The sequence below is a fragment of the Micrococcus sp. GbtcB5 genome (genome assembly GCF_019091605.1).
Taxonomy (GTDB): Bacteria; Actinomycetota; Actinomycetes; order Actinomycetales; family Micrococcaceae; genus Micrococcus; species Micrococcus luteus.
The window spans coordinates 1-265 of record NZ_JAGXJK010000220.1; the positions used below are offsets into that span (position 1 = coordinate 1).

Consider the following 265-nt stretch of genomic DNA (forward strand, 5'->3'; position numbering starts at 1 on the left):
GGGCCTTCAGCGGGCGGATGGCGGAGGACGTCGTGGGCGTCTCCATCACAGAGTGCGAGGCCGGCCGCACGCCCAACCCGTGCATGCGCTGCAACGAGCGCATCAAGTTCGCGGCGCTGCACGAGCGCGCCCTCGAGCTGGGCTTCGACGCCGACTGCACCGGCCACTACGCCGCCGTGCGGCCCGGTCCGGACGGCTCGCTGGAGCTGCACCGCGCCGGCGACGACGGGAAGGACCAGGCCTATGGGCTCGGGGTGCTGACGGC

At 73.6% G+C, this 265-nt stretch carries 1 pseudogene; it reads left to right on the forward strand.

The annotated features are described in order from the left end of the window. Nucleotides 1-265, forward strand: a pseudogene (locus KVS67_RS12110) (tRNA 2-thiouridine(34) synthase MnmA); the annotation flags it as partial.